Source organism: Rhodobacter sp. P1_C2 (assembly GCF_056406375.1).
Map to the genome: position 1 here is coordinate 82,705 of NZ_JBFUAG010000013.1, position 23,100 is coordinate 105,804.

The window sequence follows — 23,100 nt, forward strand, 5'->3', positions numbered from 1 at the left end:
AGGGAAGATCAGTAGTTCGACTTCAGCTGAACGCAGGTCTTGGTGTCCTTGTTATACATGCCGCACTTCAGGGTCTTCCAATCCGATTCCAGCACCGCCGATTCCGGCAGGTAGTCAGTCCAGGCGTCGCCCGGGACCGGCTCGGTCTGCGAGATGATGTCGAACTGGCCATCGGCCTTGATCTCGCCGATCAGCACCGGCTTGGTCAGGTGGTGGTTGGGCAGAAGCTCGGCGGTGCCACCGGTCAGGTTGGGGAACTTCTGGCCGATCAGCGCGTCGAGCACCGGGTCAACCTCGACCGTGCCGGCTTGCGTCACCGCATTCACCCACATGTTGAAGCCGATGTAATGCGCCTCCATCGGGTCATTGGTGGTGCGCTTGTCGTTCTTGGTGAAGGCGTGCCATTCCTTGATCCACTCCTTGTTGGCCGGGGTATCGGCGGATTCGAAGTAGTTCCAGGCGGCGAGGTGGCCGACGAGGTTGGTGGTGTCCAGACCCGAAAGCTCCTCTTCGCCGACCGAGAAGGCGCAGACGGGCAGCTTGTCGGCGGTGACACCGGCCGCGGCCAGTTCCTTGTAGAAACCGATGTTGGCGTCGCCGTTGATGGTGGACAGAACGCCGACCTTCTTGCCGTCAGCCCCCAGCGCCACCACGTCCGACACGATCTTGGACCAGTCGGAATGGCCGAAGGGCGTGTAGTTGACGAAGATGTCTTCCTTCGGGATACCCTTGGAGATCAGGTAAGCCTCGAGGATCTTGTTGGTGGTGCGCGGGTAGACATAGTCGGTGCCCAGAAGCGCGAATTTCTGGATGCCCAGTTCCTTGAGGTAATAATCGGTGGCCGGGATCGCCTGCTGGTTCGGCGCGGCGCCGGTGTAGATGACGTTCTTGGAGCTTTCCTCGCCCTCGTACTGGACGGGGTAGAACAAGAGGCCGTTCAGTTCTTCGATGACCGGCAGCACCGATTTGCGCGAAACGGAAGTCCAGCAGCCGAACATGACCGAGACCTTGTCGACGGTCAGCAGTTCGCGTGCCTTTTCGGCAAACAGCGGCCAGTCCGAGGCCGGGTCGACCACGACCGCCTCGAGCTTCTTGCCCAGAACGCCGCCCTTGGCGTTCTGCTGTTCGATCAGCATCAGCATCGTGTCTTTCAGCGTGGTCTCCGAAATCGCCATCGTGCCGGACAGCGAGTGCAGGATGCCGATCTTGATGGTCTCTTCCGAGGCGAAAACCCGGGTGGTCATGAGCGGCGCGGTGAAGGCGGCGATGCCCCCGGCCAAAAGCGAGCGACGTGTCAGTTTCATGAAATCAGTCCCCTGTTACTGCCGCCTCCGTCTCCGGGCCTTCGCGGCCGGAGTGCCCCTTGCGGGCAGGCAGCTTTGTTGCATCCAGACGTCGGGCCCCGGTTCTTTGCCGGCCCCCGCCGTGTAATTCCCTCTCGGCACAATCCCTCGAGCCTGGAAAGCAGGCGACATCGGGGCGCAGCATTCAACATGCGCGCATTGCCGCCACAGAGTGACGCCGGGGAAGCCGCCCGTTTGCCGCTTAAATGGGCGGATAATGCTGCAAGCGCACATGGAAACAGCATGTCCTGCTGCGAGGGCGGCCTGATGATGGCGAAATCGGCGCCAAAACTGCCGGAATCAGCAAGCAGAGCCGAAGGCCGCCGCAAGTTCCCTGCCCTGCCGCCTTTTTCAAGCCTAATGAGGGAAATGGTTCCCGTCATCGACGTTGACGGGAATCGGCGTCGGGCGCAGCCTTATTCAATTCAATTCATTTTTAGGGGGGAACAACTCATGGCGCAGCTCAAGATCTATCAGAATCCCGACCAAGTCTATTGGCCCGATTTGGTCACAGGCGGGATCGCGATTTCGAAAACCGCAACGCTCTACAAATATACATCCGATGCCGGGATGGTGATTTCTCTGATCGGTACGGGTTTTGTCTATGACGCCAGCGGCATAGGGGCTGGCGGCAAGGTCACCAGCATGGTGATCTTCGATTCCCATGGCACCAAGGTTCTGGACGTGACCGGTGTCACGGCCGATCTGGATGCCGTGGCGCGCTTTGCTTTTGGCTATCCGCGCGAAGACCGTTCCCCGGTAGGCCCCGATGGCGACGCGCTTTTCAATTACTTTTTGCGCGGCAATGATACGGTGATCGGGTCTGACCAGTCCGACGATTTGATCAGCAGTTACAGCGGCGGCTTTGGCAATGATCTGATCCAGGCCGGGGCTGGCGACGATTACGTCAAGGCCGACTATGGCCAGGACACGATCGATGGCGGCGACGGTACGGACGAGTTGTCCTATTTCGACTCTTCCAACGACCCGCTGGCCTATCGGGGGGTCGACGTGAATGTGGTGACCGGGTTGGCCATCGACATTTGGGGCTTCACCGACGCGATCTCGGGCTTTGAACGCTTCCGCGATTCGGCTTTCGGCGACAAATTCGTAGGCTCGGATGCGGACGAGCGGTTCCGGCTCTCGCGTGGGTCCGACACGGTCGATGGCGGCGGCGGCTTTGACTTTGTGCGCTACGACCGCGCCGGACGGATCGGGGCCGTCTCGGGCATCGTCGCCGATCTGGCCTTGGGCACGATCATCGATCCCTGGGGCCTGACCGACAAGGTCAGCAATGTGGAGGGCGTGATCGGCACCAGCGCTTCCGACACGCTGCGCGGTGACGCCCATGACAATGTCTTTCAGGGCCTGAAGGGCGTGGACAGCTTCAATGGCCGCCTCGGCTATGACCGGGTGGAGTTCTGGGCCGTCGGCGATTGGGGCGGTCATGGCGTGGTGATCGACGCCTCGCTCACCTCCAAACAGATCCGCGACGACGGTTTTGGAAATATCGAGACCGCCGCCAGTATTGAAAGCTGGAGTCTGTCCATTTTTGGCGACAGCTATAATGGCAGTTCGGATGTGGATGATGTTTGGGGCGATAGCGGAAATGATACGATCAAGGGCAATGGCGGAGAAGATTTCCTGTCAGGTGGCGATGGCAATGATGCGATTTATGGCGGCTTCGGGAAAAACCACCTGAGTGGAAATACTGGTATCGACAGTCTTTATGGCGGCAGCGGACCTGATGATTTCAATTTCCACGAGCTTGGCGCAGAAAACCGCGATGTCATTTTTGGCTTTAGCCATGCCCAGTCCGATGAGATCTGGCTGGACTCGCAATGGGGTGGCCTGTCAGCAGAATTTTTAACGGCGGCCCAGTTCCGCTCGGGTGCCGGGGTGACGACCGCAACGACCGCAGCACAGCGCGTGCTTTACAACACGTCGACGGGTGAGCTGCGCTATGACGCCGATGGTGCGGGCGGCAATGACGCGGTGATCTTCGCGGTCTTGTCCAACAAGGCCAGCCTGACCTTCGAGGATTTCCACGTCTTCCTGTAAATCAGAAATCCGATCCGGGCCTTCTCAAACCAGATCGAGCCGGCTCCGGTCGCCCATCGCAAATCGGCGCAGGACGGCGGGGTAGAGCCGGTGTTCCTGCACCAGCACCCGGGCGGCGAGGCTGGCCTCGGTGTCGCCCGGCAGGACCGGCACCCTCGCCTGGCCAAGGATCGGGCCGGCGTCGAGGTCGGCTGTCACCTCATGCACGGTGCAGCCCGCCTCGGCATCGCCGGCGTCAAGGGCGCGCTGGTGGGTGTGCAGGCCGGGGTATTTCGGCAGCAGCGAGGGGTGGATGTTCAGCATCCGCCCTTCGTAGCGACGGACGAATTCCGGCGTCAGGATGCGCATGAAGCCGGCATAGGCGATGATATCGGGCCGGACCGCATCCAGATGGCGGGCCATCTCGGCCTCGAAGGCGGCGCGGTCCTTGCCGAAGGGGCGGTGATCGACGCTGGCTGTCGCCACGCCCAGTTCGGCAGCCCGGGCCAGACCCGCGGCATCCGGCTTGTTGGAAAACACCAGAACCGGGCGGCAGGGGTGATCCCCCACCATGTCCCGCACCAGCGCCAGCATGTTGGAGCCGCCCCCGGAGATCAGGATGGCGACGCGTTTGGCGGCAGAGCCGCCTTCGGCCGTGGTCACAGAAACTTGCCCGAATAGATGACGCCTTCGCCGGGGACGATCTTGCCCAGCTGCACCACGGTCTCGCCCATGTCGGCCAGAAGCTGGCTGACCGCTTCGGCGCGCGAGGGCTCGACCACCAGGATCAGGCCGATGCCGCAGTTGAAGGTCTTGAGCAGTTCAGACTGCGCCATGTTGGCGGTGGTGGCGAGCCAGCGGAACACCGGCGGCAGCTCCCAGGCACCCAGGTCGATGGCGCAGGCCAGCCCCTCGGGCAGGACGCGCGGCGGGTTCTCGGTCAGGCCACCGCCGGTGATATGGGCCAGACCATGCACCCCGCCCGAGCGGATCGCGGCCAGCGCCTGTTTCACATAAAGCCGGGTCGGGGTCAGCAGCGCCGCCCCGAGCGAACCTTCCGAGAAGGGCGAATCCGCGTCCCAGCCGAGGCCGGACAGCTCCACCACCTTGCGCACGAAGGAATAGCCGTTGGAATGGACGCCGTCCGAGGCGAGGCCGATCAGGATATCGCCTTCCGCCACGCCACGCGGCAGGTCGGTGCCCCGCTCCATCGCGCCCACGGCAAAGCCCGCAAGGTCGAAGTCGCCGCCGTGGTACATGCCCGGCATCTCGGCCGTCTCGCCGCCGACCAGAGCACAACCCGACTTCTCGCAGCCGAGGGCGATGCCGTTGATGATCGAAGTTGCCTGCTCCAGCTCCAGCTTGCCGGTGGCGAAATAATCAAGGAACAACAAGGGCTCGGCGCCCTGGCAGACCAGATCGTTCACGCACATCGCGACAAGGTCGATGCCGATGGTGGCGACATTGCCGGTGTCGATGGCGATGCGCAGCTTGGTGCCGACGCCGTCGGTGGCGGCCACCAGGATCGGGTCATTGTAGCCCGCGGCCTTGAGGTCAAACAAGGCGCCAAAGCCGCCGAGGCCGCCCATGGTGCCCGACCGGTTGGTGCGCTTGGCAGCGGGCTTGATCCGCTCCACGAGTGCATTGCCCGCGTCGATGTCGACGCCCGCATCCGCATAGGTCAGACCGTTATGCCCCGTAGCCATTCACATCTCCCGCCATCTCGGATTTGCCGCCCCCATAAAGCATCGGAGGCCCGCCCGCAACCGCGCTTGACCCCGCCGCCCGCCTTGGCCTAATCAGGCCCAAGGTGGCTCCGCCCGCGCGGGCCTGTAGCTCAATGGTTAGAGCAGGGCGCTCATAACGCCTTGGTTGGGGGTTCGAGTCCCTCCGGGCCTACCACCCTGCCCCGTGCCGAGGTCTCAGGCCTCGTTCATCCCCTTGCCGGCGAGGATCTTGTCGCGGGCCTTGGCGATCCGGCTGGCCCGGGTGGCGGATTGCTTGGCTTCGGCGAAATGGATCAGCCAGTAGCGCCGCCGCCCCGGGGTCAGGGCGAGGAAGGCCGCTTTCAAGGCTGGGTCCTCTGCGAAGGCGGTGTCAAGTTCGGGCGGGGCGGAGGGTTCGGGATCGGCGGCGAGGTCGATCTTCTGGCCTTGGTCCAGCAGGCCCTTGGCCTCGTCCAGATAGGCGCGGATGAGGGGGGTCGCTGCGGTGATGTCCTCGGGCGTGGTGAAATTCAGATAGCGCGCGGCGCGGGAGTTTTCGCCGGGGCTGATCAACAGGCCCGCCTTGTCCTGCAACAGCGCGCCCTGAAAGAAGGTCAGACGCAGGCCGGATTTGAAGCCGCCCATGATCGCCAGATTTGCGCCCTGGTGGATATAGCAGGGCTGGCCCCATTTCAGCGCCTCGACCAGGCCACTGTCCAGCAGCAGCGGGCGCAGCACCGCCATCTCGGCCCGCCACTCGCCGGGACGGGCCAGAAACGCCTCCACCCGGGCGTCGGTCAGATCTTCCCGGCTGCGATCCATTCGTTGATCTTTTCCTCGCTGACTTCAAAGTGCATCGAATCCTCGCGGCCATAGGCCGCCCCCCAGACCCAGCCATCGGCGTTGAAGAAATCCGACATGATGGTCAGGCCCAACTGGGTGCGCCCGTCGCCCAGCGTGTCCAGCACGCCGTCGATGTTGAGGTCGACCGCCGTGCCGAAGGAGTGGTTGGAGACATTGGTCGTCGACCCGCGGATATAGCGGACGCAGAGCGAGCCTGCGGTGTTGATGCGGGCGTAAAGATCGGGGTCGGCGCGCTTGATCTTGTCGAAGATCACCTGCAGCGAGTCGATGGCGGGTTTCAGCATCTTGACCTTGACCGGGCCGACGGTGGCATCCTCCAAGAGGGTCGAGAGGCGCGGGTTGGTCATCGGCTGGCACTGGTCGGAGAGGTCGTCGCGCGGCGGGCCGAACTTGTCGATCATGAAACTGGGCGTCGGCACGGTCAGGCCCTTGTTGAGGTTGCGCCGGTCGGCGACCAGAACCACCTGGGCATAATTGCCGGCAATCGTGTTCTCGCCATCCGGCGTCACGATCTGCAGCGCATTGCCCGAGGCGTCGGGGGCGGCGGTGCCGACCTCGATCTTGTTCACCCGGTCTTCCAGCGAATCGACCTGATCGCGCAGCTGGTTGACCACTTCCTTCAGCCCGTCGAGATCGCCGTGCAACAGCTCGATGTCGATCCGGGCCGAGTTGTCGACCGCCCCGCCGCCGCTGGCGACCGGATGGGCGGGAAAGAACAGGGGGATCGACACCACGATCATGGCAGCGATCAGGACCGAGACGGAAAGCAGGATGGCGGGCAGAAGGCGCAAGGGTCACCATGGAGGGCAAGGTCGGAACGTCGGGCCGAGGTCTGTCTTGAGCCAAGGCGCGAAACCGCCCCAGGCTGCGCAGATAATGCGGCAAAGGGCCCGGAAGGCAAGCCTGATCGCACGGTCTATGGGGCGCGTCGGGCGGGGCGGTGGCTTGGGCCCGAAACCCTGCCCTGCCCCGGCCTGAAGGGCGGCCAAAGTCGTTGTGAAGTGAACAAAGCTGCACTAAAGTCACGCCATTGCAATCACATCGAATTGCGAAAGGAACGCCATGAAATACGGTTTTCACTTTGCGGGTGCCGTGGCACTGGGGCTGCTGGCCGGCAGCACGGGCGCGGCTTTCGCTCAGGATGACAGCACCCTGACCGCCGAACAGCTGGCCGCCAAGTTCAAGGCCCAGATGACCCGCGGTCTGGTCATTGCCCCCTCGGACGGGACGGCCCCCGCGGCCGGCGATCCGACCACCGCCACCCTGCCCGACAACACGACCTATGTCGCGATGGACCCCAACGCGCAGGTCAATATCCAGATCAACTTCGCCTTCGACAGCGCCGCCCTGGGCGAGGGCGAGATGAGCAAGCTTTCCACCCTCTGCGACGTGATCAAGGCCTCGGACATCCCGCAGTTCAAGATCATCGGCCACACCGACAGCTCGGGCAAGGACAGCTACAACCAGAAGCTTTCGACCCTGCGCGCCGAAGAGGTGAAACGCCACCTCGTCGACGATTGCGGCATCCCGGCCGACAAGCTGGTGGCCGAGGGCGTGGGCGAGGCTTTCCCCGTCGATCCCAAGGACCCCAAGGCTGAGGTCAACCGCCGGGTCGAATTCCAGGTCGGCAGCTGAGCCTGCGCAGGCCAACGTGAACGGGACCGGCCTGAACGGGGCGCTCATCACCATCACCACGGGCCCGGGCCACCACAGCCCGGGCGGCAAGGCAGAGGGACGGCATGGCTGAGTCAAAACCGAGCGATATTTTCCAGCCGGGCTATCTTCTCAACAGCACCTACCGGATCGACACGATCCTCGGGCGTGGCGGCACGTCGGAGGTCTACAAGGCGCGCAACGACATCTCGGGGCGCTTTGTCGCCATCAAGGTCCTGAAGTCGGAATTTGCCGGCGACGAGGCCTTCCTGACCCTGATGCGGCGCGAGGAAGAGATCCGCGAGATCCGCCATGACGCCGTGGTCCGCTATTCCGAGAACCACCGCACGCCGGAGGGCCTCGTCTATCTGGTGATGGATTATGTCGACGGGCCGGGGCTGGATTCGCTCCTGAAGGGCGGCGGGATACCGGCGGCCGATCTGGTCAAGGTCTGCCGCCGCGTGGCCGACGGGCTGAAGGTGGCGCATGACCGCCGGATCATCCACCGCGATCTGTCCCCCGACAATATCATCCTGAAGGGCGGCAAGCCCGATCAGGCGGTGATCATCGACTTCGGCATCGCCAAGGATGCCAATCCCGGCGCCCAGACCATCGTCGGCAATGAATTTGCCGGCAAATATGCCTATGCCGCCCCCGAACAGCTGGCCGGCCAGACCGACACGCGCTCGGACCTCTATTCGCTCGGCGCCCTTCTGCTGGCGACCTTCCGCGGCAAGCGCCCCGATCCCGGGGCTAACCCGATGGAGGTGGTGCGCAACAAGCAGAACCCGCTGGACACCTCCGGCGTGCCCGAGCCCTTGAAAAGCCTGATCGACAAGATGTCGCATCCCGACCCGGCCAAGCGCTTCCAGTCGGCGGACGAGCTTTTGCGCGCGATCGACCACGGGATGCCGACCGCCGGTGGCATGGATGACCGCACCGTCGTCGTGCCGCGCGCGGCGGCAAGCGCCGCGCCCGCATCCGGCGCCGCCCCCGCCAATCCCTATGCCACCCCGCCCAAGACCGAGGCCGCGCCGCCAAAAGCACCCGAACCCAAGGCCAAGGCCGAGAAGAAGTCCGGCGCCGGGGTCTGGATCGGGCTTGTCGTGCTGCTGGCTCTGGGCGGCGGTGCCGGGCTCTGGTTCTCGGGCGCGCTCAACGGGGTCTCGGCCCCGGCGCTGCCGGTCGCCGACCCCTATGCGCTGATCATCGAACGCCCGGCCGAGGGCGCGCCCCGCGCGGTGGGCGACGTGCCCTCTGCCGAGGTTTCGGCGCAGCTGCAGCAGGCGATGGCGGCGCTTGGCGGCACGACCGATCTGACCGTCGCCAGTGGCGCGATCGGGCCGACCTGGGGCGCGGATGTGATGCAGGTGGTCAAGGCGCTCGACAAGGTCGACAGCTGGCGCGTGGCCGTGACCGGCAATGAAGCGGCAGTGACCGGGACGACGACCGAGGATGCGGTGAAAAGCAGCGTCATGGCGGCGATCGGCACCCTGCCCGGCACGCTGAAAGGCACGGCGACGATCGAGGTCGCGGCCAAGGTGCCGCAGTTCCTGACCGCGGGCGATCTGACGCCGGTGCTGACCCAGGAGGCGGATTGCGGGCCGCTCAGCCTCGTCGATCCGCCGGCGGTGGGCTATGGCAAGGGCGACACGATCGCGGTCAGCGGGCGGCTGGCCCGGCCGGAAAACCAGGTGCAGCTCTTCGATGCGGTCTCGGCCCTGGCGCCGGGGCGCAAGGTGGATTTGAAGATCGAACTCCTGAACCCCGCGCTCTGCCAGATCGAGACGACCCTGCCCACGGCGCATGAGGGCAATTTCACCTTCGATTTCGGCTATGGCGATTCCAGCGACGACAACCCTTCGGGGCGCTATTTCGTCGGCGAAAATCCGGTGATCGACCTCGTGATCCCGGCGGATGTGACCGATGGCTATGTCTCGGTCGCGATCATCGATGTGTCGGGCAATGTCTATCACCTGCTGCCGAACCTCAACCGCAAGGAAAATTCGGTGGCGGCGCTGCGCAATGGCGCCACCGGGCCGGTCAAGGTCCGCATCGCCTATCCTTTGTCGGACAACAAGGACCCGTCCCACATCGCCTTCACCGTCGATGCGACGACACTCGGCAAGTCGAAGGTCGAGGTGATCCATTCCGAAAAGCCGCTCTTCCCCGAACTGCGCCCGACGACGGAATCGGTCGGCGGCTTTGCCGATGCGCTGAAGGCCGAGGTCGATGCCGGCACCCTGCAGATCCTGTCGCTGAACAGCCGAATCCTGACCAGCATCGCGAAATAACACCCCGGGGCTTTGCACCGGCCCGGGGGGCGCGCGGCGGCCCCGGCTGGGAGGGCTGGCTGCCCTCCCAGACCCTCCCGCGGATATTTTTCTCTGGATGAAGGGCAAAGCGGCTCCCCCTTCTTCCTCTTTCATTGGTCTATAAATATCCCACGGGTACGAGCCATGTGCCCGAAGGGCGAAGACATGGCGAAGTGGGGGGTGTGAAACCCCCGCTTCCTCGGCCGGGCGGAAGCGGTGCGGGTCAGGTCACGTCGACGACGATGACCGAGACATTGTCGGCCCCGCCGCGGTCCAGCGCCATCTGCACCAGGCTGTCGGTCACCACCTCCAGGGGCGCATTGCGGATCGCGTTGCCGAGTTCGGCGATGCCGGCGTATTTGTTCAGGCCATCGGAGCAGAGCAGGAAGCGGTCGCCCGGCAGGGCGTCGCCGCGGATCTTGTCAAGCTCCAGATCGTCGCCCACCCCCACGGCGCGGGTGATGGCGTTGGACTGGGGATGGCTGCCGGCCTCGTCCCAGGAGAGCTGGCCGGATTCCACCAGCGCCGCCACGAGGGAGTGGTCGGTGGTCAAGAGATCCATCTTGCCGTCGCGCAACCGGTAAAGCCGGCTGTCACCGGCCCAGAGCGCGCCGAAATGGCCATCGGCCAGCACGAGTGCCACCACGGTCGCCCCCATCACGGCATTGCGGCGCTCGGCCTCGGCCAGGATGGTGGCATGGGCCTCCTGCAAAGCGCGGCGGATCGCGCCGAGCTTCTCGGTCGCGGGGAGGTCGGGCGGCAGCAGGGCCACGGCATCGACCACCACGCGGCTGGCATAATCGCCGCCCTCATGGCCGCCCATGCCATCGGAGACCACCCAGATCTGCTGATCCGGCAGGACCAGGATCGAATCCTCGTTATGTTTGCGCACACGGCCCACATGGGTGCGGGCATTGAAACGGATGGTCCCTGCAGTCATCGTCCGGCTCCGGTTTGGGAGATGTCGCCCAGGTCAAAGAGAAAATGCGCCACGTCAGGTTCGGGCAGGCCCGCGGTCAGGATCAGCCGCGCGGCGCCCTCGATCCCGGTCATCCAGGCCGAGGCGCGGTGCATCTCGCCTCCGGCCAGATCCAGCGCCAGATCGGCGCAGAGCGCCTCGGGGATCGGGCCCGACAGGACCAGCGCCCGCCCGAAGGTGCCGATGCTGGAGGGCTCGCCCATCGGGCGCAGGGCAAGGCCGGCGAGCCGCGCCTGCAGGGCCTCGCGCGTCATGGCATCGTCGAGACAGTCGAGCGCCAGCGCCTCCAGCGCCTCCAGCACGTCATGCTGCCACATCAGGTTGCGCAGGGGCGCCTGGTCCCGCCCGCCGGTCTGGGCAAAGAGCGTCAGGGGGAACTGCCGCCCGACCCGGTCGACCGAGGGCATGATCACCCCCAGCACCCCCTGCCCGCCCGCGACCGACGGCGCCAGCGCAAAGCGCCAGATCGGGGCGGACATGTAGCAGCCCTCGAACCTTGCGCCCAGGGTGGCGCGGGCGGCCAGAAGGATGCGCTGGACCCAGGCGTCCCAGGGGGTGACGACTTCCGACGCCGCCTCGAGGCGGAAGAAGTCGCCCAGGGCCGGCATCTTGCCAAAGGCGCCAAATGCTCCCATCAAAACGACGTCGGACAGGAGAAGGTCTTCATCGCCGGCAGCGCGAAGGCGTTGACGACCGAACTGGTCTGCATCTCGAAGATCGCGATGCGGCCGCCGATGTTGAAGATGATCCGCCGCCGGTCCGGCGCATTGGTCGAACGGACCTCGGCCGAATCCAGCAGGCGGAACCAGCCCCAGGGCCCGTCCTTCCGCACGCCGCTTTCGGCGCCCTGCAGCGCCGGTTCGAAGACCACCTGCGCCACGCCGACCGAACCGGGCCAGGTGATCGCCGTGGGCAGGGGCTGGCCCGCGTTCTGGGCGAAGTTCACCTGCTGGCCGTCGACGATCAGCTGCACCTTGGTCGCATTGGGGTCGAGCGCCACCGGCGTGATCTGGAAGGGCACCGCCGGGGTGGCGCCGGTGGCGAAGAAGGCCTCCTTGATCTCGGTCGCGGCCTGCAACTGGGCCAGAACCGCGGGCGAGATGCCGAGGTCGGCGCCATGCACCTGTTTCCAGGTCCAGGGCTTCTTCGTCGTGTCGATCATGTCCTTGACATTGGTGGTCATGAAACTGTCGATCAGCCCCCCCGGCCCGAAGAGCTTGGCGAAATCGCCCATCCCCATATCCGCCGCAGCCGAGCGCACGAAGGGATAGGATTTCGCCGTGGCCTGGGTGCAGAAGGGCAGCACATTGGCCGTCCAGGCCTGGTTGAGCGCGGCCCGCGTGCCCTCGGCGGTGATGCCCGCGCCGCCGGTGGTGATCTGGCTTGCCCAGCGGGCCAGCGGCCCCTGCACCTGCTGCGCCGCCTGTTGCAGGGCGGCCAGCGAATCCGCCCCGGCATTGGGGTCGGCCGAGGCGCCGCGGAAGGCGATCTTATTCATGTCCTGGTACACCTGGGTCAGCGAGGCCATCAGGTTGTCAAGCTGCGAGGGCTGGCCTTCGGGGCGCAGCACCAGCTGGTGCAGCCAGGCGAAGCGCTCCTCGACATAGGCGCCCGGCGGCTTCGGCGGCGGTTGCCCTGCCGCCTCGGCCGCCGATTTCAGCGCCGCGAGCAACAGACGTCCGCGGACCGAGACCGAGCCTTCGATGATGTCCTTGCCGACGGTATTGCCGGACTCGGTCGCCAGCGTCCCGGTGTCGATTGGCGCGCTGGTGAAGTTCAGCTGGGTTTCCTTGTCCACCGCGTTGAGGATGTTGACGATGGGCGAGGTCGGACCCGACAGGATATTGGTCACCTCCACCGCCTGTTTCAGGCTGGAGAGCGGCACCACATCGATATCGCCCAGGATTCCGTCATACCGCGCGATATAGTCGTTGTAATAAAGGTCCAGCACGTCGCGGGTGATCGCGGCCAGCGCCAGCGGCGACTGGTCGGTCTTGACCTTGGGGCCAAGGACCCAGCTGTCCTTCTGGATGTTCTCGGCCACGCCAAGCGCCTGATCCTTGAAGACCTTGTTGAAGCCGTCAAAGGTGAAGATCCCCTCGATCCCGGCATTCATCGGCTTGCCCGAGGTGCGGGTGAAGGCCTTCTCGAGGTTGGGCCCGCCGATCTCGCTCAGCCGGAAGGCCGGCAGTTCCTCGGCGGCGGCAGAGTGGATGATGCCGTTATAGACCCGTTGCGCGATGGGCATCTGGGCGAGGATGCCCTGCACCTGTTCGACGAGCGGGCCGTTCAGCGCGACCTCCTGCATCGGCTGGCTGATCAGCGCGTTGAGGTGGAACATGAGGTCCGCGCGCAGGGCGTCGTTCTCGGTCCCGGGATAGGCCAGCTGCCAGTCGGCGGACAGGAAGCTGCGGACCTGATCGGCGTTCATCGGCCCCTGCAGGCCCAGCATCAGATAGACCTTCAGCGCATCATACAGCACTTCCGGGCTGTTGATGTTGCTTTGCATCGTCTGTTCCATCCGCAACAGAAGCCGCGGCAGGAAGATTGTGTTGAGCGCGGCTCGGTAGCTGATGCCGGTCTGGTTGGCCAGGCCGCTGCCCTGGTAAAGCCCCCAGGTCAGCTTGTATTCCGGCGCGAAGGGGCTGGCCGCCGCCGGGTCCACCGTCGGCGGAATCGGATTAACCGGCAGGGCGCGCAGGATGTTCAGCGCCGGCACCGCGATCGAGGCGTCGCTGTCGGCAATCGGGTTGCCCGGCACATTGGCCGCCGCCGCCTGATAGGCGGTGACCGAACTTTCGACCCCGGCCAAGAGCCCGAGGTTGCCCGAATAGCTGCGCCCCCAGAGAAGGCCCATGCTGACCGCGACCAGCGCCGTCAGGGCAATCGCCCCGCGTTTCATCCAGCGATAACGCCGCTCCACCTTGTCGTCGGCGGAGACGAGGCCCGCCTCGGGGAAGAGCACCTCGTTGAACAGCCGCGTCAGGAAGAAGCTGCGCCCGGTGCCGCGCCCGGTGCCAAGCGCCTGACGGCCGATGCCGAAGGTCCGCGCCATGCCCATCATCAGACGGTCGATCGGCGTGCCCTCTTGCGTACCGGAGGTGAAATAGACCCCGCGCAGCATCTGGCGGTCGTCATAGCGGTTTTCCGAAAAGACCTCGGACAGGAAGGCGCTCGCCACCCCGCGCACCGAGGCGACCTGGGCCGGAAAACCGGCGATCAGGCTGCGGCGCTGGTGGTCGGTCTCCGATTGCATCCGGTCGATCAGCTGGGCGTTGAGCTGGGTGATCAGGGCCGAAAACTCGGTGTCGAAGGCCGAGATGGGCGAAGCTTCGGATTTGCCCTTGGGCAGCGGCAGGGTAAAGCCCCAGACCTGCTCGCGCTCTTCCTTGCCGAGGTTGTCGAAATATTCGGTGAAGCCGGCGATCATGTCGGCCTTGGTGAACAGCACATAGACCGGGAAGCGCACCCCCAGCTTCTCGCGCAGCTCCGCCAGACGGCGCTTGACGGCGCGGGCATGGCCCTTTTGCGTGACCTCATCCTGCATCGACAGGTCAGACAGGCTGATCGCGATCATGGCCCCATTGATCGGCTGGCGGATGCGGTGCTTTTTCAACAGGTTGAGGAAGCCGAGCCAGGCGGCATTGTCCGCCTCGGCATCGGATTCCTGCGTGGTGTAACGGCCCGCCGTGTCGATCAGCACCGCGTCATCGGTGAACCACCAGTCGCAGTTGCGCGTACCACCCACGCCGCCGATGGCCTCCTTGCCGAACTCGTCCGCCAGAGGAAACTGCAGGCCGGAGTTGACGATGGCCGTGGTCTTGCCCGCACCCGGCGGGCCGATCATCACATACCACGGCAGCTCGTAAAGGCTGCGCCGCCCGCCCTTGGACTTCTTCAGCTTGGCAATCGCACGGCGCATCTTGTCGCGCAATTCGCCGAGTTCCTCCGAGACGACCTCGTTCTCGGGCGTCTTCTCCTCGACCCCCTTGACGATATCCTCTTCGACGGCCTTTTCCTCGAACTTGCGGACCAGCCAGACGATGAAGAGCGTGATGGCGCACAGCACCCACAGCACCAGGATGAACATCCAGCGCCCGAAGGGTTCGTCAAAGGGGCGGAAGGCGTCGGTGCCGATATAGGGCGAGAAGAACCAGACGCAGATCGACAGGATCAGCGTCACCATCGGCAGGATGAACCAGATGGAGATCAGAAAGCGGCCCAGGGCCCTCAGGAATTTCATGTCAGTTGCCCTCCCCGCTCTTCACCACCAGGATTTCGATCCGGCGGTTGGCAGCGCGGCCTTCCTTGGTCTTGTTGTCGCCAATCGGGTCTTTTTCGCCATGGCCCTCGGCGATGATCCGCGAGGGGTCGCCGACCACGGGGGCGATCATCCGCATCACGGCCTCGGCCCTGGCCTGTGACAGTTCCTCGTTGCTCTTGAACCGCCCGCCGCCGACCTTGGAGCTGTCGGAATAGCCGGCCACGACGATATGGCCCTTCTCGGTCTTCAGGGCCTCGGCCACGCGGCCGACGATGGCGGTGTAATTCTTGCTCAGCTGGTCCGAACCCGAGGCGAACATGGCCGAGCCGGACAGGCGGATGTCCACCGTATTGCCCTGGGTCAGCACGGTGACGACGCCCTGCTTGATTTCCGGCGCGAGGAACGAGGACAGCTGCGCCAGCTTGTCGACATCCTCCTTGGGCTGCGGCGGCGGGGGGGGCGGCGGGGCGCGGCGCAGCAGGGTCGGCGGCGTCCCGGAATCGATGGAGGAGATTTCGGCCAGAACCGCGCCGCTGCGCTGGTTCAGAAGATAGCTGAACCCGCCGAAGGTCAGCGCCAGCAAGGCCGCCGTGGCGCCCACCGCGATCCAGACCGGTTTCCACGCCGAGAGCACCTTGTAGGGCCGCACGACCCCCTTCCAGCGCGGCGAGAGGTCGCGCTCGAACTCACCCCTCTGCCCCCGGATGATCCGGGCCAGCGCGTTGCGGATCTGCAAATGCCGGTCCTGCCCGCCGTTTTCGACCCTAAGCCGGCCTTCGAAGCCAAGCGACAGGCACATGTAAAGGAATTCCAGCAGGTCGATATTGGCGCCGGGGTCCTGTTCCAGCCTTGCCAGCAGGTCGAAGAAGCGGTCGCCGCCCACCGTCTCGCGGTGGAAGGTGCCGACCATCGACTGCATCGCCCAGGAGCTTTGCTCGCCCCAGGGCGTGTTCAGGACCACATCGTCCAGCGTCGCGCAAAGGGCATAGCGGGCGACCTTGACCTTCTGCGCATCCTCGCCCGCCTTCAGCGCGGCGTTCTCGAAGGCGCGGACCTCGGCCATCACCGACTGGCGCAGCTTTTCGGGGTCCATGTGCTGGGCGCGGTTGCGGATCCGGCTGACCAGCGAGAAGAGCGGCGTTGCGATCGCCACCAACTGGTTGACCCCGGTCATCGCAATCGCATTGGCATCCGAGGCCCCGCGTGGGGCGGCCTGCGCGGGCACGCCCATCGCCTGCGACGGTTGCGCCGCCTGCCCCGGCGTCGCGGTGCCATAGGTCTGCTGGCCGTAATTCTGCTGGCCATAGCTTTGCTGCGGCGGCGCTGCGAGCGGCGTCGTGCTGCGTTTGCCGCCCGGATTGGGGCGGATTACCGTGCGCTCGTTGTCGTCGGGCTCGGCAAAGGGGTCATTGTTCGACATAAGATCCTCCCGAGTGCCTTCAGCTTTGGCGAATGGCCCAAAGTTCCATCGAGAGCCCGGGGTAATCCCCGGACACATGTACCGCGATCCCGCCCGAGGTGGTCATCTTGGCCCAATAGGGGCTTGCCTCCTCCAGCTGGAAATAGACCACCCCGGCGTGATAGGGGATCTGGCGCGGCGCCACGGGCAGCGGGCGCAGCCCGATCCCCGGCAGGGCCGAGTTCACCAGCTGGCGGATCTCCTCGACCGGGCCGATCTTGACCTGGCCCGCGAAGTGGCGGCGCACGGTTTCGTCCGGGATATCGGCCTTGACCGCCAGCACGAAACCCGCGGTGGACAAAAGCTTGCGGTCGGCGATGAGACCGACCGAGATGCCGTATTTGCGCGGCTCCAGCGGGATCGAGACGGCGGTCTGTTCCAGCACCGAAGACAGGTACTGCCGCAGCACCCGGATCAAGGGCGCGAAGCTGCGGGTCAGGTCGTCGTGGCGATAGGCCGGAATCTCCGGCGCGCGCTTGTCGGTGGCCATGAAGGTGGCAAGTTCACCGGCCAGCTTCACCCCTTCGGCAAAGAACTCTGCCGGATGGACGTTTTCGATGGTGCCGAGATGCTTGATCAGCGGCAGGACCCGGTTGCAGACCATGAGCAGCAGGAAATCCTGAATTTCCGCCGCACCCCGCGTGGCCCCACCATCTGACAGGCGCCCGGCCAGCGCGGTGACGCGGTGGTTCAACAGCCCCTCCAGTTCCCGCAGGAAAGACGCCAGGGGAAAGGCCGCCCGCACATCGGTGCAGGAGGGGATGAAGGCGGTGTCGAGCACGACCTCGCGGTCAGGGCGCACTTCGATGATGCGGGCGATCGGGATGGCCAGCTTGTCGGCAAGATCATCGACCGCCAGTGCGAATTGCAGGCGCATCTTGCCCACGCCAAGCGTCACGGCCTTGCGGTCGAGCGACATGGTATCGGTCACCTCGACCTCGGCCGGGCGCAGGCGGCTGGCAGACAGTTCCGCCCCGGTCAGGTCGACCTCTTGCGACCCCTGCCGGCGCTGCGGCACGGTCAGCAGGACGACGCAATCCTTGATGTTCGGCGGCACTTCCAGCGCGGGGGGATGATCCTCGGCCTGGGGCACCCGGAAGACCGCGCCATCCTGCGTCAGACCCGTCACCGATTTCAGCGCGACCTGCCCGACCTTGAGCGCGGCATCGTCCAGTTCCAGCGAAGAGACGCCCCAGGCATAGGGGGTGATCCGCCGGGCCAATCCTGCGATCAGCGCCTCGGTGTAACGGTCGGCCTGCTGGAAATGGTGCGGCTGCAAGAACAGCCCCTCCGTCCACAATACCTTGCTGTCCCAGGACAATGGCGTCTCCCTTCTTCCTGCGGTTCTGGCCGCAGCTTTCCCGAAGCCTCAGCTCCGGGTCTTGGCTTCCTTGAGCCGGGCGAGTTGCGCCCGGTAGGCCTGGGCGAATTCCTTGGCAAAAAGCTCGTGGAAGTCGTTTTCGGCCTGATCACTTATTTCAGCATACATGGTCTCATAGGTTTCCCAGAACTGCGCCTTGCGGTTCTTGAGAAACCCGCCGAGCCCGCCCTTGGCCTCGATCTTGGTGGTCAGCACGGCGGGGTCAAGCTTGCGCAAGACACCTTTCAGCGCGGCTTCCATGCCCGTCACCATCGCGATTTCATGCGCCTTGATATCTTCCAGCGCCTGAAGCGCCGCGTCCTCGGCCGGCAGGTAGCCACGCACGGTCGGCTTGACCATCGCCTCCACCGCCTGTTCGGGCGAGATCGAGAATTTCAACGGGTTGTTTCCGCCGACATTGACCATGGTCTGCTCGATCCGGAACTCGGATTTGATCGAGGTCCGCGTCATCAGGATCTCGCGCAGACCGGTGATCATGGATTTGAGCGTGCGGCCAAGGCGGGCCATCGTGTCGGGCAGTTCGGCGTCGCTGATCCGCAGATCATCGGCGCCCACGGCATGAAGGAAGGCGCGGGCGGCATCGGTGCCGGTGACCGGGCCCATGGCAGAGGGGGCGACGGGCGGGGTAACAGGCGGCGCGACCGGAGGTGCGACGGGTGCAGCAATCGGGGCGGCCGCGACGAGCGCGGCCACCGCTTCCGGCGCCGGGGTCAGATCCGGCGTCAGCACCGCCGAGGCCGCCGGCACCGAGGTGCTGCGCGAGGGGCGGTTGGGGTCGGTCGCGAAAGGATCGAAGGGGGCCGCAGGCGCGGTCGCGGCCGCCGCTGGCGGCGCGCCGGGGGGCAGTTGCGTGGCAAAGGGGTCCACCGCCGCTGCGGGCATGGCCTGAGGTGCTGCACCGGCGGGCGGGGTGATCGGGCCGAGGTCGGCGAAGATGTCCAGATCGTCGGGCAGCTGCGCGCTCGGCGGCGTCTCGGTCGGCGCCTGCGGCGGCTCTTCGGCGGGGATTTCCGGCGGCGCTGCGGGAGGCGCCTCTGGCGGCGGCGCGGGCGGGGCCTCGGGCGGGGATTGCACCGGAATCTCCGGCGCAGGGGCCGCAGCGGGGGGCGTCACCGGGCCGAGGCCGAGGAAATCGTCATCTTCGGGCAGTGCGGGCTTCGGACCGTGGCTGTAGAGATCCTCACCCGCGCCGAGCGGGCTTTGCGGACGCGGCTTCGGGGCCGGCGTGGGGGCCAGAAGGTCGTCCCAGTCATCCGGGATCACCGATTTGCTGGCCGCCGCCTGGGCCGGCAGGAAACTGTCCGAAATCGCCGCCGAATGGTCGCGCATCGCAGGACCGGTCGGCATCTCGGGCGCGGGGCCAAGCAGGGGTCCGTCATCGCCAAGCGGCGGCAGAAGCTCGACAAATTCCTGTTCCTTGCGGAACTGGCCCGGCCCGGTCGGCTTGGAGGACCCCAGCAGGCTGTCGAGGAAATCCCCGCCCGGCGCGGCATCATCCAGCAGCTTGTAGGGGTCGGGCGCCGCCCGCGCATTGCCGAAAGACGCGCGTTCGTCGGCCAGCGGGGCCAGAGGCTCGGCATAGGGATTGGCGCCGGACGAGATCTGCACCACCAGCTCGTAAGGCCCCATGATCAGCACATCGCCGTCATTGATCGGGGTGGCGGTGCGGCCAAGGGCGATCTTGCCATAGTTCAGAAAGGTGCCGTTGGTCGAGAAATCCACCACCACCACGCTGCCATTGTGGTTTTCGACCACGCAATGGGTTTTCGAGATCATCCGGTCGGGATCGGGCAGGACCACGTCATTCTCCGGCCCGCGCCCGATGGTCAGGCTCGGCCCGCGCATGACGATGGGGCTGCCGTCGCCCGGCACCGCGCCCGAAGATTGAAACCGCAAGGTGACAGCCATGAACCCCTTAACCTCCGATGATCACGGTGGGCAGGCCGAGCACGATCGAACCGCCATGCGCCGTCATGTCGCCCATCCGGGCGGCGGGCATCGAGCCCACCAACACGGTAAAGGAGCCAAGCGCAATGGTATCCGGCGGCCCGACGCAGACGCACATGTTGCCGACCTGCGCCTGTGGCAGCATCCCGGTCAGCACGGTGACACATCCCATCACGATCGGCCCGCCGACATGGGGGATCGGCGGCACGGCGGGGGTGACCATCGGGCAGACATGCATGTCGGTGATGCGGGCGGCGGGGGGCATGGTCAGGCTCCTTCCTGGCTCATCGCGGGCTCGACCCGGCCCGAGCCGCCGCGCGCGATGTCGAGCGCCCGGGCGATCATCAGCCCCGCCGCCTCGTCCAGCATCTTGCCGGATTTGGCGATGGCCACGATGTTCATCGCAAAGGCCGAAACCTCCGACCCGCCGGGCGGGGCGGGATGCTGGGCCAGATCGCCCGGCCCGAGGGTGCCATCGTGAAACTGCACGGCCATGGCGCAATGCTTGGTGTCGTCCTTCATGCTGGCGTGCTGGACGGCATGGTGGGCCACGGCGCGGTTCTCCTCAGTCGGCTTGAAGACCCAGGCCTCGGCCGCGGCCAGCGATTGCGGCACCTTGTCGCCCGGCGCCAGCAGGTCGCGCGCGGCGAGGCAGGACCACCAGACCCGCTCACGCGCGGGCAGCGCGATGGACAAAAGCCGCATGATGTCGATCAGCGCGCCCTTCTGGTCCAGCTCGCGCAGCACCACCTCGACCGAGGCCGAGGCCGGCGCGGCAAGCACAGTCTCAAGCTCGGCATTGGCATTGGCCAAAAGCCGGGCGGCAGGCTGTTTGATCAGCTTGACGAGGTCGGAATAACGATCAGTCATTTTCCATGTCCTCAGTTGATCATCGTGATGCCGCCCTTGAGCGTCAACACGGCATCTGCTTTTACGGTGGTCAACAAGCTCTTGATTTCCGCCATCAACGTGGCATCGAGCTTGAACATCATACCCCCGATCGTCACGCCCATCTGATCAATTTTGATGGAGCTTTGACCAACCTTCAGCTCGATCGACTGCATGGCCTCGATCTCGATCTTGCCGAGGTCGGCCTTGATCGCGATATTGCCCAGCTTGACCGCGGTGCTCTGGTTGCCCATCGACACTTCGGTGGACATGTTGCCCATCGCGATCTTTTCCGAGAAGTTGCCCTGCTTGATCTCCACCGACGTGTCGCCGGTGATCGTATGGGTGGATTTCCCGGTGATCGTCGTGGTCTCGTCGGTCTTGATATTGGTGATCCGGCTGCCGCTTTCGACGGTCAGCTTCACATCGCCGGTCTTCACCGTCTCGGTCTTGTTCTTGTAGATGGTCTGGGTGAGGTTGCCGGGGTCTTTCTTTTCCATGCCGATGGTGATTTCGGCATTGTTCTTGATGATCTGCTTGTAGTCCTTTTCCGACTGGAACAGGATGTTCTCGCTGCCCTTGGTGTCGTCGAAGGTCAGTTCGTGATAGCCGCCGCCGCCCTTGGTGGAATTGGTGCGCAGGCTGATCTTGTTCATCTCGCCGGGCAGCGCATAGGGCGGCTTGTTGACGCCGTTATAGACCATGCCGGTGCAGATCGGCCGGTCGATGTTGCCGCGTTCGAACTGGACGATCACCTCCATCCCGATCCGCGGCACCGCGATGAAGCCATAGTCCTTGCCGGTCCAGGGCATCACCGAACGCACCCAGCACGAGGTCTTGTCGTCTTTCTTGCCCTGTCGGTCCCAGGGAAACTGCACCTTGATGCGGCCATAGGTGTCGGTGTGGATCTCTTCCCCCGCCGGGCCGGTGACGAGCGCGGTCAGAAGGCTCGGCACTTCCGGCCAGGGTACGGTCTTGATCGGGCGGAACTGGGCGGAGGAGGGCATCACCTCGAACTCGGTCTCGTAAAGCGCCATCTGGTCGGGATAGTCGATCCGCTCCACCCCGCGGTTCAGGCGCTGCAATTCGGTGCCCGCGGCGCCATCGTCAAAGCGCAGGTAATGCGTGGCACCGACCACCAGATAGCTGCCCTCGGCCTCCTTGCGGTCGGGGTATTTCAGGGTGAACTTGGCCCCGGTCAGCACCAGGACATTGTTGCACAGGCCCGTCGCCCGCGTGCTTTCGGCGGCATTGGCGTCGGCGATGTGGCGGGCGTGGAAGCTTTCGCCCTTCTCGGCGGTCTTGTAATGGCCGCCGGAGTTGTAGCGTTCCATCTTGTTGTGGCTGTGGCTGCCCGAGGGCACGGTCGAGGTGGCCAGCAGGTTCGAATTGGGCAGGGTGAAGTCGTAATCCCAGAGCGAAACCTTGCCCGAGACGACCTTGCCCGCCTCGGCCCATTCATAGATCGTGTCGGCATCGGCGCGCTTGGCGGCAGAGATGTTCGAGACGGTGAACTTGATGTCGCCCTTGTCGTCATGCGCCGTGACCGCATCGGCCAGCACCATCGTCTCGACGCTGTCGGCATGAGAGAAGTAGTAGTAGATCCCGTCCTCCTCCATCAACCGGCTGATGAAGTCGAAGTTGCTTTCGCCATACTGCACGCAATATTCGCGCGCCTCGTAGGTGCCGGACAGCTTGTCCTTGAAATCGGAAAAGCCCAGCTCGTCGAAGACCGCCTTGATGATCTCGGGCGTGGTCTTGCCCTGGAACACCCGGTTGTCCTCGCCGATCGTGGTCAGCCAGAGCCAGGGCCTGAGTTCGGCGGCAAAGACATCGCCGCCCGATTGCAGGCCCAGCTCTTCGACCGACACCACGATGGAGGAGAATTTGAACCCCTGCAGAGTGCTGACGGTGATCCTTTTGCCAAGGATGGTGCGGGGGTCGAAATTGGTGTCCTTGGAGACGAACTCCATCCTCAGCTCGGAAATCGTCGAGAACCGCTCGCGGATGCGGGCGCCGATGCAGATGAGCCCGGCGGCGCCATCGCCGCTGAGCGTTATGAACAGGTTATCCATCTGTCGAATATCGGGCATAATATCTCAACCTCTGTTCAGGCCTGCGACGTTTTCCCCAAAAGTCCGGGGCTTGCACCGCAGGGTCTGCGCCATCGTCATACACCGTAACGCTGTCGCCTGCACCCTTGCGCGCGGAATTGCGCATCGATTGTCACGCTTCGTCCAAATACCATCCGGCCAAGTCCG

At 65.1% G+C, this 23,100-nt stretch carries 17 protein-coding genes and 1 tRNA gene; 4 read left to right on the forward strand and 14 right to left on the reverse strand.

The window, feature by feature from the left end; genetic code table 11:
* Window positions 1–8 precede the first annotated feature (8 nt).
* Complete coding sequence (urtA, locus tag AC1DZT_RS20115; RefSeq protein ID WP_478008483.1) at window positions 9–1,244, reverse strand: urea ABC transporter substrate-binding protein; 1,236 nt, start codon at window positions 1,242–1,244, stop codon at window positions 9–11.
* A gap of 366 nt (window positions 1,245–1,610) precedes the next feature.
* Here urtA and AC1DZT_RS20120 point away from each other — a divergent pair, with 366 nt between their 5' ends.
* Window positions 1,611–3,404 (forward strand): calcium-binding protein, encoded by a 1,794-nt coding sequence (locus AC1DZT_RS20120; protein ID WP_478008431.1) that lies wholly within the window; start codon window positions 1,611–1,613, stop codon window positions 3,402–3,404.
* Window positions 3,405–3,428: 24 nt separating this feature from the next.
* Here AC1DZT_RS20120 and purN read toward each other — a convergent pair whose 3' ends face one another.
* Both purN and purM read right to left on the reverse strand, forming a co-directional pair.
* On the reverse strand, window positions 3,429–4,046 hold the full coding sequence (purN, locus tag AC1DZT_RS20125; RefSeq protein ID WP_478008432.1) for a phosphoribosylglycinamide formyltransferase: 618 nt from the start codon (window positions 4,044–4,046) through the stop codon (window positions 3,429–3,431).
* Window positions 4,043–5,089, reverse strand: a complete 1,047-nt coding sequence (purM, locus tag AC1DZT_RS20130; protein WP_478008433.1) for a phosphoribosylformylglycinamidine cyclo-ligase — start codon at window positions 5,087–5,089, stop codon at window positions 4,043–4,045. Before purM ends, purN begins: the two co-directional genes overlap by 4 nt.
* A 120-nt stretch (window positions 5,090–5,209) precedes the next feature.
* Here purM and AC1DZT_RS20135 point away from each other — a divergent pair.
* A tRNA-Ile gene (locus tag AC1DZT_RS20135) sits at window positions 5,210–5,285 on the forward strand.
* 20 nt (window positions 5,286–5,305) lie between these two features.
* Here AC1DZT_RS20135 and AC1DZT_RS20140 read toward each other — a convergent pair.
* Window positions 5,306–5,911, reverse strand: coding sequence for a YdeI/OmpD-associated family protein (locus AC1DZT_RS20140; RefSeq protein WP_478008434.1), 606 nt, complete (start codon window positions 5,909–5,911; stop codon window positions 5,306–5,308).
* Window positions 5,887–6,744: a M15 family metallopeptidase gene (locus tag AC1DZT_RS20145; protein ID WP_478008435.1), complete on the reverse strand. Its 858-nt coding sequence runs from the start codon at window positions 6,742–6,744 to the stop codon at window positions 5,887–5,889. Before AC1DZT_RS20145 ends, AC1DZT_RS20140 begins: the two co-directional genes overlap by 25 nt.
* A 271-nt stretch (window positions 6,745–7,015) precedes the next feature.
* Here AC1DZT_RS20145 and AC1DZT_RS20150 point away from each other — a divergent pair, with 271 nt between their 5' ends.
* Window positions 7,016–7,588: an OmpA family protein gene (locus tag AC1DZT_RS20150; protein WP_478008436.1), complete on the forward strand. Its 573-nt coding sequence runs from the start codon at window positions 7,016–7,018 to the stop codon at window positions 7,586–7,588.
* Window positions 7,589–7,692: 104 nt separating this feature from the next.
* On the forward strand, window positions 7,693–9,900 hold the full coding sequence (locus AC1DZT_RS20155; RefSeq protein ID WP_478008437.1) for a serine/threonine protein kinase: 2,208 nt from the start codon (window positions 7,693–7,695) through the stop codon (window positions 9,898–9,900).
* Window positions 9,901–10,144: 244 nt separating this feature from the next.
* On the opposite strand, the gene AC1DZT_RS20160 is transcribed toward AC1DZT_RS20155, so the two are convergent.
* Genes AC1DZT_RS20160 through AC1DZT_RS20200 form a run of 9 tightly spaced genes read right to left on the reverse strand, consistent with a single transcriptional unit; the run spans window position 10,145 to window position 22,914 of the window.
* Complete coding sequence (locus AC1DZT_RS20160; RefSeq protein ID WP_478008438.1) at window positions 10,145–10,861, reverse strand: PP2C family protein-serine/threonine phosphatase; 717 nt, start codon at window positions 10,859–10,861, stop codon at window positions 10,145–10,147.
* Window positions 10,858–11,535, reverse strand: coding sequence for a type VI secretion system-associated protein TagF (gene tagF, locus AC1DZT_RS20165; RefSeq protein ID WP_478008439.1), 678 nt, complete (start codon window positions 11,533–11,535; stop codon window positions 10,858–10,860). The genes AC1DZT_RS20160 and tagF overlap by 4 nt, the downstream gene beginning before the upstream one ends.
* On the reverse strand, window positions 11,535–15,143 hold the full coding sequence (tssM, locus tag AC1DZT_RS20170; RefSeq protein WP_478008440.1) for a type VI secretion system membrane subunit TssM: 3,609 nt from the start codon (window positions 15,141–15,143) through the stop codon (window positions 11,535–11,537). Before tssM ends, tagF begins: the two co-directional genes overlap by 1 nt.
* A gap of 1 nt (window position 15,144) precedes the next feature.
* Window positions 15,145–16,584, reverse strand: coding sequence for a type IVB secretion system protein IcmH/DotU (gene icmH, locus AC1DZT_RS20175; RefSeq protein WP_478008441.1), 1,440 nt, complete (start codon window positions 16,582–16,584; stop codon window positions 15,145–15,147).
* 19 nt (window positions 16,585–16,603) lie between these two features.
* Window positions 16,604–17,944, reverse strand: coding sequence for a type VI secretion system baseplate subunit TssK (gene tssK, locus AC1DZT_RS20180; protein WP_478008442.1), 1,341 nt, complete (start codon window positions 17,942–17,944; stop codon window positions 16,604–16,606).
* A 48-nt stretch (window positions 17,945–17,992) separates the two neighbouring features.
* Window positions 17,993–19,912: a type VI secretion system-associated FHA domain protein TagH gene (gene tagH / locus AC1DZT_RS20185; RefSeq protein WP_478008443.1), complete on the reverse strand. Its 1,920-nt coding sequence runs from the start codon at window positions 19,910–19,912 to the stop codon at window positions 17,993–17,995.
* 7 nt (window positions 19,913–19,919) lie between these two features.
* Complete coding sequence (locus AC1DZT_RS20190; RefSeq protein ID WP_478008444.1) at window positions 19,920–20,216, reverse strand: PAAR domain-containing protein; 297 nt, start codon at window positions 20,214–20,216, stop codon at window positions 19,920–19,922.
* A gap of 2 nt (window positions 20,217–20,218) precedes the next feature.
* Window positions 20,219–20,821 (reverse strand): DUF6931 family protein, encoded by a 603-nt coding sequence (locus AC1DZT_RS20195; RefSeq protein ID WP_478008445.1) that lies wholly within the window; start codon window positions 20,819–20,821, stop codon window positions 20,219–20,221.
* An 11-nt stretch (window positions 20,822–20,832) separates the two neighbouring features.
* Window positions 20,833–22,914 (reverse strand): type VI secretion system Vgr family protein, encoded by a 2,082-nt coding sequence (locus AC1DZT_RS20200; RefSeq protein ID WP_478008446.1) that lies wholly within the window; start codon window positions 22,912–22,914, stop codon window positions 20,833–20,835.
* Window positions 22,915–23,100 lie beyond the last annotated feature (186 nt).